The sequence below is a fragment of the Mucilaginibacter jinjuensis genome (assembly GCF_028596025.1).
GTDB lineage: Bacteria > Bacteroidota > Bacteroidia > Sphingobacteriales > Sphingobacteriaceae > Mucilaginibacter > Mucilaginibacter jinjuensis.
This window is the reverse complement of record NZ_CP117167.1, coordinates 1,741,351-1,756,049: the sequence shown is the minus strand read 5'-3', so window position 1 is coordinate 1,756,049 and position 14,699 is coordinate 1,741,351. Positions and strand designations below refer to the sequence as shown.

The following is a 14,699-nucleotide window of genomic DNA, read 5'->3' as shown; positions in this document are numbered from 1 at the left end:
TCAATGAATACTTTGGCTCTTAGATGGCTTTTGCTTTTAATGTTATTGTTTAAAGGTTTAACAGGTGTGGCGCAAGATCACCTATATTCAGAATTCTTTAACTCGCCTTTATATTTAAACCCTGCCCTTACCGGGCAGTTTAAAGCCGACCTGCGTATGAACCTGATTTACCGCAACCAATGGACAGCCGTACCGGGAAACTTATCTTATTTATCGGCATCAATAGATTATAATGTACCCCAATTTGGTGGTGGTATTGGCTTATTATTTAACCGCAGTAGTGAAGGAACAGCATTTTTAACACATACTAATATCGCAGGGCTCTATTCTTATAGTGTGGGATCAGATGATTTTGTATTGTCGTTCGGCTTGCAGGCAGGTGTTACCAACCGGGTGATTGATTATAGCAAGTTGCTTTTCGATGATCAGATAGACCCTACGCTTGGTATCATTTCGGGGGCAACTTCGGCAGCCAGCCTTTTACCGTTTAACAATAAATTTTATTTCGACTCTGGTGCGGGTACCAATCTGGCTGTTGCCGATTTCAATATCGGTTTGGCCATACAGCACCTTAACCGCCCAAACGAATCTTTCACCGGTTTAACGGCTAAACTACCGATGCGCATTAATACACACATTAGCTACCGTTTAGACCTCGACAGTTATGAAAACAATATGGATGATGATGATAAATCATACGTAATACCATCTGTTGTTTATTATAAGCAAGATAAGTTTTACTCTTACAGTGTGGGCATGCAATATAAACGCCGCGGTGTTAACGTAGGTTTATCGTACCGCAGCGGCGATTCGACCCAGCCAAGCGCATTGGTATTATCCTTAATATTTGATGTATTTACCAACAGGGATGGCGGCGAAAAAGTGCGTTTCGGTGTAAGCCATGATGCAGCTATGAAAGGCCTTACCTACAGCAATACTGCGGGCAGCACCGAAGGTAGTTTAGGCTATGAAACAACCCTGCCCAACCGCATGGATGCCGGAACACCACGATTTGAAGGCGCAAGGCGCTGCTATGAGTTTTATTAATTGAAGTGTTTGTTTGAGCAGTGGCGATCTCAATTTGCTAAGTATTTCCTGATTAATCCCTTTGCCCCTGCCCCCCCTATATATAATGTTTAATGAAAAAGGCTTCCGTCTGGAAGCCTTTTTTGTATTTACGGGTTCTATAGTATACTAAACCTAAAGTTTCAAGAACCCTTCGAGGCCCAGCCATTCGCCAAAACGCTCAATCCAGTTATCAGTCGGCAGGTTTTGTTTGCGCATACCGAAACCATGTTTCCCCTTTGCATAAATATGTAACTCGGCAGTATGTTTTGAGGCCACCCATTTCTGATAAATGTCTACACTATGCGGGGCAAGCCCCAGATCATCATCGGTAGCCGCAGCGATAAACATGGGCGGAGCATCGGCTAATATTTCTGATTGTAATGCCGGCGGAAAGAATGGATATAATAAAGCCACAAAATTGGGCCTGTTGGCAGCGGTATATTTGTAGGCCGAGGCAGCAGCAAGTGTACCACCTGCCGAAAAGCCCATTATACCAATGCGCGATGGCGACAACTTGTACTCGGCAGCATGTTTGCGCACATAGCTTATGGCCAGCCGGGCATCGGCAATGGCGAGTGGCAATACCTGTGCAACTGCTTCAGCATTGCTTTTCGTACCCCTGTTGGCCAGCACTTCCTGCACAGGATCGTTAGTTAAACTGTGAATTACCCTATATTTAAGTACAAAAGCAGCAACGCCATGCGCATTAAACCATTTAGCTTCTTCAAACCCCTCATTATCGATAGATAATGTTTGAAAACTTCCACCCGGACAAATAACTACTGCCGTGCCTGTAGCTATTGCTGCATCGGGCAAAAAAATGCTGAGCGTTGGGTGTACCACGTTATAAACTTTACGGGTGTTCGCCGCATTATGTTCGCTTACCCCTTCTTCCCAGTTCCAGCTTTCTGAACCCGGCGCTGCGCCATTATAAAGTTGGATAACTTTTTGCTGGGCGTTTGCATAACAGGCAATAAACATCAATAAGGATACTAACAGGCGGGTTTTCATAGGGGCTGTTTTTGAAAACTAATGTACCTGCAGCTATCTTATCTTCAGAACATCATATCGTTAACAAATTGCTCTAAAAGATTAAATTTTTGATTTAGGTTGCGAGATACTCCCTGCCTATTTTAATCATATTTATACCGTATATGCTGGTTGCAATTGCCATACCCACACCTAATATGGCTTGCACCGGTACAATTAATTGAACATGCTTTAATGTCAAAACAATAGCACCAATGGCAATCAATGTGGCCCAACTGGCAAGATAGTAGTCTAACGTCCGGCGAAAAATTCTGGCCATGGGGTAGAAATGCAAGCCTACCACCAAAGCAATAGCAGGCAGCACCAACTGCGGGTAGCCTGATTTAACACAAATGAAGGCCGCAATTGGTATAAGGGTACCCTCCAAACCAAAGATGATACCGTAAGCAGTACCCATTTTTTTCCCTTCTTGCTTTTCTGCTTCAGTGATCGCGGTTTGAAATTGTTTAGCCGACCTGAAGAAGTAAATGGCATAAGCAACAAATATGATTGCGCCTCCCCAAAATAACAACAGATCAATAATCCGTTCAGTATTTTGCAGACTTGCCGACGCTATACCCGACCACATCACGGTAAAAAAGGCCATGAGCAGTAATCCGCCTGCAATGGACTGCATGGCAATTTTGGGTATTGGGATCAATCTTGCGTTCATAGGTTTAAGTTTAATAGTTGGATAAAAGCATCCCCATAATGTTACAAGTTGAAAATCTTTGTGTTATAATTCAATTTAACGCTTTAATATACCCCAGCCTAATCCAGGGGCTCAGAAAAATAGCGAGATAAATAAGGCTGATCCAGGGTTGGTACAATACATAAAACTCGTGGAATGTTAATGAGTATGGATTTTTGATCAGCACAAAACAAACCAGGTCAGTAATCATAGCTGCGACGAGCCAAAAGAAAGCGAGGCTGCGGGTTTCCTGTTTTACCTGTGCTGCGGCTTTCGGCCGTTTAAAATACAACCCGGCAAACAACGGCCAGATGATCAGCATAATTAAAACATGGTAAGGTACGGTTGCCGTAAACTCTTCGGCCTGTAAAACACTTTGCCCGGGTGCAGGGGGCGGTGTATGAAAAACAATGCCGTAAGTAACAGATGTTGCGCTGGCCAGTATGGTTACAATAATGTAAGCAGCAAAAAAGTAGCCGATTGCCCGTTTAAGGTTGAGTATCATATCGTCTTTAATTTAGTTGCAGATATTAACCTCAAGCTTGCAATTTGCCCGGTTTACTCGTTCCGCAAACTTTTGACCGGATTTGCCAATGCCGACCTGACCGACTGAAAGCTAATGGTAGCAAAAGCGATCAGAATGGCAACTCCACTGGCCATTGCAAACATCCATAATTGAATATGGATACGATACGCAAAGCCCTGTAACCAGGTTTGCATAGCCCACCACGCCAATGGCGAAGCGATAACTGCGGCAATAATTACCAGCTTGATTAAATCCTTCGACAACATGTTAACAATATTGGTTACACTGGCGCCCAGTATTTTACGGATACCTATTTCCTTATTGCGCTGCTGGGCAGTAAACGTAACCAGGCCAAATAAACCCAAACAAGCAATGCTGATAGCCAGCACCGTAAAGATGAGCAGCAAACTCCCCTGCTTTTGTTCTGACTGGTAATTACGTGCAAAGTTTTGATCCAGGAAATGGAATTCCGGTTTATCGGAGTCAAACGTATTGTAAACCTCAGTAATAGCTTGTAGCGCACCTTTCACATTATTTTTGTTGATGCGCACGTACAGGTTATCGGCATCCTTGGTTTCAACAGGTTGGGTTAATACCATTGGCGAGATTTTATGCTGTAGTGAATACGTATTAAAATCTTTGATCACACCCACAATGGTTTTAGAGATCACTACGCCATTATTCACATCCGTACGCACGCGTTTCCCTACCGGGTTTTTCCAACCCATTTCTTTAGCCAGGGTTTCGTTAATAATAATGGCATCTGTTTTATCGGTCGCAATATTGGGGTCGAAATTGCGGCCCTGTGCAACTTTGATCTGCATGGTAGGGATAAAATCCTCGTCAACCTGCAGGTTCTGCACCAATTTAGTATCCGGGCCAGAATTTCCGTTTACATCCACATTAAAGTCGCGCGTACCTAAGTCGTTATTACCAATAGGGTTACCCGCTACACCGGCACTCTGAATCAAGGGATTTTGAACCAGTTGTTGCTTTATAGCATCAACCTTAGCCCGGGTAGCTTTATTGTGGATATGGAAGGTAAGCACCTGGTCTTTATTAAAGCCAAGGTCTTTGTTCAACACATAATGCAGCTGACTGTAAATAACACACGAGCCGGTAATCATTACCATCGTGATAACAAACTGAAACACCACCAGCGATTTACGGAACAGTACAGTTGAAGCCTGGTTGCCCATCTGCCCCTTCATAGCCGGGATAGTTTTAAAACCCGATAAAAACAGAGCCGGATAGATACCGCTTAAAGCCCCCGTAATGATGGCAAATGCGGTGAATAAACTCACGGTTTGCCAGGTACCAAACTGCATCAGCACCAATGATTTGCCCGATAGCTGGTTGAAGAACGGCAATACCAATTGAACCAATACAACCGCCATACCGGTAGCCAGTGCGGCCAGTAGAATAGATTCTGCAAAGAATAGCAACATCAGCTGCCCCCTGCCTGAGCCTATCACTTTACGTACCCCAATTTCTTTTACCCTGATAGATGAGCGTGCCGTAGCCAGGTTTACGTAGTTGATAATAGCAATGGCCAATATCAGTAAGCCAATAACGGTAAATATATAAACGTAGGTGATGCTGCCATTAGTAGTATCATAATCTAATTTAGAGTGCAGGTGAATATCTGTAAGCGGCTGCAGCTCCATTTTAAAATGGACGTTTGCCATATCCTTTTTCAAATATTTGTTGTAAAACTCGGGGGTGCGGGCTTCTATTTTACGGTAATCGTCGTGATTTTTTAGCAGCACATAGGTGTACAGATCAGCACTTCCCCATGACTCTGTATATCCTGCAGTAAATGACCGCAAAGCTGTAAATGTTAAATGCGAATTAGCAGGTACATCATCAATAACACCCGATACCAGGTTAGGATAATTATTTTCGAAATAAATGGTTTTGTTCAGGGCATCCTCTACATTACCAAATATGCGGATGGCCAGGCTTTTGGTAAGTACGATAGACTGCGGTTTTAGTAAAGCTGTTTTAGGATCGCCGGATAAGAAATGGTAAGTAAAAACATCGAAGATCGAGTTATCGGCAAACACAACTCCTTCTGTATTGAGTTGTTTATCCCCATAAGAGATCCGCCCACTGGCATCTTCATTGATGCGTACAGTATTTTCAACTTCGGGGAAATCATTCTTCAGCGCTGCTGCATAAGGGGCTGATGTTATCGCCAGATCAAACTTACCGCCATTCCAGGTACCATGTTGGGTTACACGAAATATACGGTCGGCTTTGGTATTGAAGTGGTCGTAACTAAGCTCGTCAGTTACATAAAGGGCAATTACCCAAAACGATGCTATACCAATAGCTAAGCCGAATATATTGATCATTGAGAAAACCTTGTGCTTGCTCAGGTTTCGCCAGGCGATTTTGAAATAGCTCTTTATCATAGCTTTAACGGTTTATTGTAAGGATGATAACACTATAAATATAGAAACCGTGCCATTCAATTAATCAACTAATAATCAATAAGTTAATTAAATTAAAACCATCACCACTGTATCGCAACCGCACAGTTTTATGTATGCTAACGTTACAGGTAAAATTAACAATATTACACTGGTGCACAAGCTATTGCAGTGTATTGACAAATGCGCTTTAGATTTTTTACCCACAAAACCGATATTTGCCGCCATGCTTATAAGACTTGCCACCACTGCCGATGTACCTGCCATAATGCAAATGATTGCCAAAGTTGTACCCCTGATGCGTGCAGCAGGTAATTACCAGTGGGGCGATGATTATCCTAACCCGCAAGTATTTAATAAGGATATTGAGCTAAGCCAGTTGTGGGTAGCCGATATCGACGGCGCTGTTGCAGGTGTAAGCGCTATAACCACCGATCAGGACCCTGAGTATACCGATGCCGGGTGGGATATTACCGAACCTGCCATTGTTACCCACCGCATTGCCGTTAACCCCGATTACCAGGGCAAAGGCGTTGCCAAAGCCTTAATGCAACAAGCCGAAACTGTTGCCCTGCAACGTGGCATTACCATTTTACGTGTTGATACCAATAGCGAAAACCAGGCAACACAGGCACTTTTCCCAAAACTGGGCTATACCTACAGCGGAGAAATTGGTTTGGCTAAACGCCCTGGACTAAGATTTTTCTGCTACGAAAAGCGCATTTGATACTAAAAAGCCTATTTTTATAAAGTACCCCTATTATTTATTATCCACATAAATCAGGGCTGCGTATGATGACCTTTCTTAAAATCTCTGTTATTCTCGCTTTTCTTATTATACCATTAACAGGTGGGCGCAGATCAGGAGGTAATCAATCTAGGCACATACAACAAACCTATATGCGGTCGCGCTATGTGGTAAACCGCAGGGGCGAATTAGAGGATAGCGAGCGTAAAGAAGAAAACGGCGAGAAGAAATAATCTGCTGATATTTAACACTTTCCCATCAATCCATTCCGGGTTAAAATTGTTGTTGCTTAAAAAGTATCAATACGGAGTAGCATCTGCCATGCGCCGTACGTAAAGGCTTATATATACAATTATCAATTTTATGAAAAAGCTATTACAAAATTTAAAAGGATGGGCTTGTGTGACCGGGGTAGCCGTTATTGCGGCAGTGTCGTTTTCATCCTGTTTAAAAAACCACAATGATGATTATGTACCCCAGCAGCCGGTTGCCTTAATATCGGCTATCAATGCATCACCAGATGCGCAAGGTGTAGACTTCTTTTTAGACCAGAACCGCACCGCTCCTTATTCAATTACCAGCGGAAACAGCCAGGATTATATCCGGGCCTATACCGGTAAACGTAACCTTATCTTTTATTCAAGCGGCAATAAGATCGTATCAGACACCGCAACGCTAAAAGACAAAACCTTGTATTCGGTTTTCTTAGCCAACCTGGTGAGCAAGCCAGATTTAGTTTTATTAACCGATACCATCAAACAACCAGCAGCAGGCATGGCGGCTATTCGTTTTATTAACCTTAGCCCAAATGCGCCAGCTACAGACCTTGCCATTACAGGCGGCAATGTACTGGTATCTAACAAAAGCTATAAAGGTTATTCAGGATTTGTTACAGTACCGGTCAATTCAGCTTACAATTTCGAGATCCGCCAAACAGGTACTAACACTGTGCTTGCTACTTTGAGTAATATTAAAATCATCAACGGTTTATACACCGTCTGGTTGCAAGGCATCAGTGGCGCTACAGACCAAACCAAGTTGAGTGCGCATATTCAGAACAATGTTTTCTATTACTAAGGAGACAAGAAAACTTTCATCCCGATAGAGATGACCAGCAACCTATAAAGCAAAAGAGGCAGCCAAATGACTGCCTCTTTTTTGTTGAGATCTCAGTTAGTGCTCTACTACTTATTCACATAATAAGTAATGCCCGGTGGGTTAAAATATATCTCCGGATACTTGGTTGTAGGGTCAGTCACCGGCAAGGTTGGCCGGGCGCTGGCTTTAAGTGTGATGGTAGTTCCCGGTACGGCATAATCGGCAGCAAGTCCGCGGCCAATAATGGTATAGTAACGGCCGGGTGCCAGTGCAATAGCAGCAGATACTGCGCCCAACTTAGTAGTAGTACCGGCTAAATACATCTGAAATGTATAATTGGTAGTACTACTAGTTGCCAGATCAACAGGCACAAAATCGGTTACTGTACTATACGCTGTATTTGTTGTAAGCGTTTTGGTAGTAGCAGCACCACCGGTTGGTGTATAAGTACCGGCCAGATCTACAGGGGTGCCATTGGGTATCATGTAGGCCAGGCGTACATACGCTTTGGTAGCATCCCCGGCAGGGAATTTATCCTGCACAATTTGCGTAGTTAATCCATTTGTTGTTGCACCGGGTAGGCCCATAGTAAATACAGAATAGGCTGACCCATCAGTTGTGGCCTGGGTTATAGTGCCTACTGTCGTACCCGGGGTTACGGTTTGCGTGCTTTTTAAAGCTGGTACAGGTGTAGCAGCCACAATTTTAATATTGGTTGCCCCCGAAGGCACAACCGAATAATTACTGGCCGGGAATATATACAGATAGCTATACCCTGTTGTAATGGATGTGGGGATAGCATTATCTGTAACCGAATAAACAGTTAGGGGTGTTACTTTAGTATTGTTGATGAAGCCATCCAACGCAGGCACCCCCGGCGCCGCATGGATAAGCCTAATCTGTGCACCCGTTGCCGGGTTATTGATCTGAGTGATCTCGTTTTTGGTACAACCTGCCAGGGTTAACATAAGCAGGCCGAGCGTTTTATATATTTTTCTCATTGCTGTGCTGTTTTATGGTAAAATAAACCATGGTTTTTTGGTATGATAATCTGGTGCTGTTGCGCCGATAGCCTGTAAAGCCGGTATGTTCCAGATGTACTCCGAATTGTAACGTGGCCTTAACAGGTACACCTGCTTGCCTGCATTATCAGGATATAAAGTACTCGGTATGGTAAAGCCCTGAAAAATGGTTGGATCATAACCATACCTGCGTTCATCTGCCCATGCTTCAAATGCGCCCCATACAAACAGCGAGATAAATTTCTGCTGTAAAATATCGCTGAGCTGCAACGTAGCAGCCGATTGCCTTACACAGGCGCTTGCCATATAATTGTTAATAGCAGCGGTAGGGATATAACCCTGGGTACCGGTTAATGAACTTGCAATTGGCGGGTTACTCACAAAATCGAGGCTACCTAAAATGCCTTTTTTATAATAGTTATAAGCGTTTTGCAAATCTCCTTTTTTATACAAAGCTTCTGCCGCCATAAACTGCAGTTCGGGGTAAGTCATTAGTACACCGCGCGAATTATCATTAAAAATGTATTTGGTAAGCGTTCCTGCAATTGGTACAGAAGCGGTTCCCCATAAATAAGGTATAGATGTATTGGCATCGGCCGAGTTAGGATCACCCAATGGTGCAACTACACCGCGATAAACGCCATCCTTGCTTGCGGTAAGCAATAAAGGCAGGCGCGGATCTATCGTATTATTAGGGGTACTCGAGCCAGTAAATATGCGGCCATCTAATAAACGGACCATGTAATCTGACTGGCGGAAAGAGCTTAAATTGTTTCTCGCTGTTCCCCAGAAATTAGAATCACCCGATTGTGAACCGGTACATTGTACACTTGCATTATCAGCATTGCTTACAAATGAACTGTCAACATAAGTTTTTACAAGATCGGGATTAAAGGTTGATTTATTACTCTGATGCAAAGCATTTTGCGCCAGGATCGAATAAATAAATTTGATCCATTTAGAGCGGTCACCGGCATACATGTAATCGCCTTTGGCTAAAGTGGTTGATACGTTTAATCCGTCTGCAGCAATAGCCTGCCTGAAATATTGCAGCGCTAAACGACAATCTTTTACAGCTTCGGCATATACATAGTCGGGGGTATCGTAATCAAAGGTCAGGCGGGTTGGATCAAAGGCTTCCTTAACAATCATGTTGTTGTATAGGTCGCCCCCTGTTTGCCAGCCCCAGGCACGTAATGCGTAACCAACGGCTATATAATCGTATTTTTTATTAGGGATGGCATCCTGCCACATTACGTTTATGTTTTGGCCAAGGCTGAAATAAACGGTACGCCACATTTCGCCGCCCGAATCTGATGCCGGTACGTAACCTTCCTGATCCCAAACATTGTTAGCCGTTGGCGATGCCCAGATTTGCGCATACTGCCCAACATAACGGCTATCGTACCAGTTACCCCTTGCCATACCGGCCAGCATTGGCGGCAGTATGCTACTGGCATCAACTATAGTTGGCGCGTTAGGGTTGGTATTAATATCTATATATTTTTTACAACTGCTTGCCATGCATAAAGTAAGCAGTGTAGTTATGGATAATATTATCTTTTTCATCATTGATCTGCTTATAGTTTTACTCTTACACCGAAAGAAATTGTACGTGGGGTAGCCACCGTGCCATAATCAAAACCACCTGAGCCCGAACCTGTGGTTGATGAGTTATTGGCATTCACATCTGGGTCGGCACCAGAGTAATTGGTGATCATAAATACATCGGTAGCCGTAACAAATATGCTGGCTGCTTTAAACACTTTTTGGTGCTCGAGCATCTTAGCCGGGAAGGTGTAACTTAGGGTAATATCCTTCAACTTCACCCAATTAATATCGTGCTCCACAAAGTCAGATTCAATTGCAGTACTATAATAGGTACTTTGGTTGTAAGGTGTAATCTGGATAGTATTAGCAGTTGGGTTGGCCGAGTTTTCGTTGCCATCTTTCAATACACCGGGTACAATAATAGGGGTTTGCCTGTTCACGGTACGTTCGCTCAACCCGTAACGGGTCAGGAACAGTTCGTTGCCGTTAAACACATCGCCGCCTTTTCGGATATCGAAAAGGAACGACAGGTTAAAGGCTTTATAATTAAAGTTGTTACCAAAACCGATGGTGAATTTAGGCTGCCTGTCGCCCACGGTTACAAAGGTGTTGTTGGAGATAGGCAGACCACTGCTTGGGTCAATCAGTATCTGACCTTTATTGTTGCGTGCATAACTGTAAGCAGCAATGTTACTTAAACTGCTGCCGGGGAAAATACTTGCCCTTGCATTGGCATATACCCAAGTATCCGAGTTATAATACTCCGGCAAATCGCCCAGGTTAATAACCTTACCACGGTTCAGCGTAAAGTTTACATAGGTGTTCCAGTTAAAATTTGTGGTTTTAACCGGGATACCTGTTAATTGTGCCTCGAAACCACGGTTACGGATCTCGCCACCGTTTACATACTCAATTACATAACCCGATCCGTAGCTGATCCTCGGGTTAAAGATCTGGTCGGTAGCCTTGTACTCATAAACGCTGAAATCGGCACCCAATCTTCCGCCAAAGAACTGGAACTCGGCACCAAAATCCATCTGGTGATCAATCTCCGGCCTTAAATTCGGATTGTTACCGGTTACATCGTAAGCGTAGCCGCCACCGGTTGTGGTTTGCTGCAATAAGCTCGATTTAATAACATAAGGCATACCAGGGTCTTTACCCACCGATGCATAAGAGAACCTTAACTTACCATAGGTTAAAACCTTGTTATCTTTTAACGAAGGCAGCTCGGTAAAGATGAAACCCGCCCCTACCGAAGGGTAAAAGAAGTTAGATTTTGGTGAACCTACCAGGCGCGACGAATAATCATTTCTGCCGGTGGCATTCAAGATCACCATGTCTTTCCAAACCACATTTAACCTGGCAATTTCACCCACACGGCGGGTTTCGTACATATTGCTCGAACTGCGCTGGGTGGTAGGCGTGGTATTGTTAATGGTATTGAAATCGGGCTGAAGGAACTTTTCTCCATAGAAACCATTGATCTGGTCGCGGCCATCATAAACCTCGGCACCTGCTGCAAGCGTTGTCCTGAAATCGCCAAAGTTCTTATTAAAAGTGGCGAAGAACGATTCGTTGGTCAACAGGTTATTATCATTATAATTATCAATAATACCACCCGACGAGATACCGCTTGTAGAAGCAAAACTGTTTAATGCCGAGTTTTGATACGATGAACTGTACTGGCTCAACAGGTTATTACCATTAGTGGTGTAGAAATCTACCCCTACCAGACCTCTTAAATTTAACCAGCTAAACGGGTCGTAACTTAAATCAACATTGGCAATCATGCGGTTGGTTTTATCGCGGCTAATGTTGTTGTGCGCATCCCATAACGGGTTATCAAAGTCAATGCTGTTATCGGCTAAACTAGTTGTTGCGGGTAGTAAAGTTCGGCGGGTGCCATCGGGATTAGTATAGTTTCTTACATCATCATTAGTTGGCCAGGCCAATGCATCTATATAGGTTCCCGAGTTACCCTTATTAAGCTTGCGGTTATCAATATTAAAGTAGTTGAAAGTTGCACTACTATTCAGTTTTGGCGATAGTTTTGCCGTACCTGCAAAACGTAAAGACAGCTTGTTGTTATACTCAACAGGTAAAACCCCACCAGTGTGGCGATAATCGGCAGATACACGATAGGTTGCAATATCACTTCCTCCCTCTATCCCTAAATTATGTTGCTGAGAAAAACCAGTCTGGAAAATATCCTGCAGGTTATTATAGGTTTGCGTACCGGGTGCATAAGCAGGACCAAATGCAGTACGCTTTAAGGGATCTGCATGGCCATCGGTACCCGGGCCATAAACATCCTGTATTTTAGGAAAACGGTATTCGTTCGAAAAAGCGAAAGAATTATCGTAAGTGATAGCGCTGGCGCCGTTTTTACCTTTTTTGGTGGTAATTACAATGGCACCGGCAGCAGCATCAGAACCATAAACGGCAGCAGCATCCGCCCCTTTTAATACAGTCACGTTTTCAATATCATCGGGGTTAATATCTGCTATACGGTTGGTATAGTCAGACCGGCGGTTGTCGCCATTTGAGGTGAGCGAACTCTGGCTCATCGCATTATTATTTACGCGGATACCATCAATCACAAACAAAGGCTGGTTGTTGCCACCGATTGAGGTGATACCACGTAAAATAATAGATGAAGAAGCACCCGGCTGGCCGCTTGTACTGGTAACTGTTGCGCCAGCTACACGGCCCTGTAAGGAGTTTAAGAAGTTTTCGCGTTGTGTTTGCTGAATATCTGCACCTTTTACCACCTGTACCGATGAAGTTAGATCGCGTTTTTCCTGCTTCACGCCGAAAGCGGTATTAACAATGGTAACCTCTTTTAGCGATTGTACGTCGGATTGTAACTGTACATTGATCAGCATTTGTGACCCAATTACACGCTCGGTACTTATGGTACCTATAAAGCTAAAAACCAGTGTTTGCCCGGCCGAAGCTTTGATGCTGTATTTACCACCAACATCGGTACTTACAGCTGTGTTGGTGCCTTTAATTTTCACGGTGGCGCCCGGCAAGGCAGCCCCATCGTCGCTGGCGGTAACTGTACCTGTTATTGTTTGCACCTGCGCCATAACCTGCATGGCACAACAATAACTTACCAGAAGAAACAAGAGTAAAGTTTTCTTCATATACAATATTTAACTTAACAGAAATTTAACTATCTCTTGTTATACGTTAAGTTAATATATAGGTTGCAGTATGTCGATAATTGATTTATGAGATCAACTATTGCCCGTAAGCATTACTCCTCTTATTGATTTATACTTATTAATTCAGGTAGTCTGCATAACTCATTTTTCAAAATAATGATGAGTACGCTATACCCTTAATTATTTTATAAGCACCATAAAAACGGTAACCAGGAATAAAAAAGATATGCCCATATAGCAATACTCTTTTCTGTTTTCCCATTTCATTATTTCGGTAGAGCGGCCGCTGCCTTTGAGTTTTTTAGATAGCTTTTTGGCTTGTACAGAGTGGTAGGCTAAAAGTGTGATAATGATAAATGATACGTAAGTGTAAATAGGTAGATGAGCTAAAAACTTCATTAAGATGCATTTTAAAATACGCCTAATGGCGATGTAAATTGACGGGGTATCAAAAACACATGAACTATATCACAGGTAATTTATTAACGATTAATAATCTGGATTAGTTTACTATAGTTTACAATACCGTTTGTCGGAAGCAAAATTCAGCTATAACCAGTTAATAAAATTGCCATTAAAGTATACAAAAATGCCAAAATGGATGAATAAACATTTTTTTAAGATAATTTTAATATGTAAGAATTTAATTACAAAATGACTAAAAAGTAGGCAAACTCTAAAAACCGCAGTCAGCCTCAGGTGTAATACCTTCCTTGTCAACCGTTAGCACTGCTTTGTTTTTTGGATAAGTGATAATGTAAATGCTGTCATAATCATCTGCGCTCCATTTGGCTGGGAGGCTTTTAAGGCCAAGCAACTCTATGATGTCGCCCAGTTGTTTGTGCTCCCATACCACGAAGATGGTGCCTGTCTGTTTCCGTATTTTTTTTGCCAGCAGGTCGGTGGCGTCAACTGTATAGGCAGTGTTGATGGATAAATTATTTTTAATTGCAAAAGGCAAAATGGTTTGCAGCATACGGCAGTTTGAGGTATGCTTACCTGTTGATGGTGCGGGTACATAAATGTAATCCGGGATGCCAAACTTGGCCTTCAACACAGCAGGCAATTTAACAGAACGGTTAAAACCGGCGCATGATAAATTATCGCCATCGGCGGGCTTTTCGCCATGTCTTATCAGTATAATACGCAAAGCAGTACGATCGGCACCACCTTTACTGAAACCGATAAAAGGAATGCTTAAAAAAGCAATAAACAGTGTGCTTAAACAGATTTTTCTTAACATAGGATTGAGGATATAAGCTAATGTAGGGATAAAGAAATAAAACAACTTATTGTTTAAACAAAGAACAATAACAGGATATTTATTATTTTAACTCACAACATGAATCCGCTTTTAC

Annotated in this window: 13 protein-coding genes; 4 read left to right on the top strand and 9 right to left on the bottom strand. The window is 42.9% G+C overall.

Annotated features, from left to right (window positions below; translation table 11 throughout):
* Window positions 1-3 precede the first annotated feature (3 nt).
* Window positions 4-1,047 carry a PorP/SprF family type IX secretion system membrane protein gene (locus PQO05_RS08015; protein ID WP_273632180.1) on the top strand — a complete coding sequence of 348 codons (1,044 nt, stop codon included), beginning with the start codon at window positions 4-6 and terminating at the stop codon, window positions 1,045-1,047.
* Between the two features lie 153 nt (window positions 1,048-1,200).
* Here PQO05_RS08015 and PQO05_RS08010 read toward each other — a convergent pair whose 3' ends face one another.
* From PQO05_RS08010 to PQO05_RS07995, 4 genes are all read right to left on the bottom strand, one after another.
* Entirely contained in the window at window positions 1,201-2,079 is an 879-nt protein-coding gene (locus PQO05_RS08010; RefSeq protein WP_273632179.1) for an alpha/beta hydrolase, read from the bottom strand.
* Between the two features lie 94 nt (window positions 2,080-2,173).
* Window positions 2,174-2,770, bottom strand: a complete 597-nt coding sequence (locus tag PQO05_RS08005; protein WP_273632178.1) for a hypothetical protein — start codon at window positions 2,768-2,770, stop codon at window positions 2,174-2,176.
* A 70-nt stretch (window positions 2,771-2,840) separates the two neighbouring features.
* Window positions 2,841-3,293 (bottom strand): hypothetical protein, encoded by a 453-nt coding sequence (locus PQO05_RS08000; RefSeq protein WP_273632177.1) that lies wholly within the window; start codon window positions 3,291-3,293, stop codon window positions 2,841-2,843.
* Window positions 3,294-3,346: 53 nt separating this feature from the next.
* A complete protein-coding gene (locus tag PQO05_RS07995; RefSeq protein WP_273632176.1) occupies window positions 3,347-5,731 on the bottom strand; it encodes an ABC transporter permease in 2,385 nt (794 codons plus the stop codon).
* 244 nt (window positions 5,732-5,975) lie between these two features.
* On the opposite strand from PQO05_RS07995, the gene PQO05_RS07990 reads away from it, so the two are divergent.
* From PQO05_RS07990 to PQO05_RS07980, 3 genes are all read left to right on the top strand, one after another.
* A complete protein-coding gene (locus PQO05_RS07990) occupies window positions 5,976-6,476 on the top strand; it encodes a GNAT family N-acetyltransferase (protein WP_273632175.1) in 501 nt (166 codons plus the stop codon).
* Between the two features lie 65 nt (window positions 6,477-6,541).
* Window positions 6,542-6,730 (top strand): hypothetical protein, encoded by a 189-nt coding sequence (locus PQO05_RS07985; RefSeq protein ID WP_273632174.1) that lies wholly within the window; start codon window positions 6,542-6,544, stop codon window positions 6,728-6,730.
* 130 nt (window positions 6,731-6,860) lie between these two features.
* Window positions 6,861-7,574, top strand: a complete 714-nt coding sequence (locus tag PQO05_RS07980; RefSeq protein ID WP_273632173.1) for a DUF4397 domain-containing protein — start codon at window positions 6,861-6,863, stop codon at window positions 7,572-7,574.
* Window positions 7,575-7,681: 107 nt separating this feature from the next.
* Here the strand turns inward: PQO05_RS07980 and PQO05_RS07975 are convergent, their stop codons facing one another.
* The 5 genes from PQO05_RS07975 to PQO05_RS07955 all read right to left on the bottom strand — a co-directional run bounded on the left by PQO05_RS07975 (window position 7,682) and on the right by PQO05_RS07955 (window position 14,584).
* A complete protein-coding gene (locus PQO05_RS07975) occupies window positions 7,682-8,596 on the bottom strand; it encodes a DUF4397 domain-containing protein (RefSeq protein WP_273632172.1) in 915 nt (304 codons plus the stop codon).
* A gap of 12 nt (window positions 8,597-8,608) precedes the next feature.
* Entirely contained in the window at window positions 8,609-10,189 is a 1,581-nt protein-coding gene (locus tag PQO05_RS07970; RefSeq protein ID WP_273632171.1) for a SusD/RagB family nutrient-binding outer membrane lipoprotein, read from the bottom strand.
* Between the two features lie 8 nt (window positions 10,190-10,197).
* The gene (locus PQO05_RS07965; protein WP_273632170.1) at window positions 10,198-13,320 is read right to left on the bottom strand and encodes a SusC/RagA family TonB-linked outer membrane protein; all 3,123 of its coding nucleotides are present in this window, start codon (window positions 13,318-13,320) and stop codon (window positions 10,198-10,200) included.
* Window positions 13,321-13,521: 201 nt separating this feature from the next.
* Window positions 13,522-13,740: a hypothetical protein gene (locus tag PQO05_RS07960; protein ID WP_273632169.1), complete on the bottom strand. Its 219-nt coding sequence runs from the start codon at window positions 13,738-13,740 to the stop codon at window positions 13,522-13,524.
* Between the two features lie 277 nt (window positions 13,741-14,017).
* The gene (locus PQO05_RS07955; protein ID WP_273632168.1) at window positions 14,018-14,584 is read right to left on the bottom strand and encodes a histidine phosphatase family protein; all 567 of its coding nucleotides are present in this window, start codon (window positions 14,582-14,584) and stop codon (window positions 14,018-14,020) included.
* Window positions 14,585-14,699 lie beyond the last annotated feature (115 nt).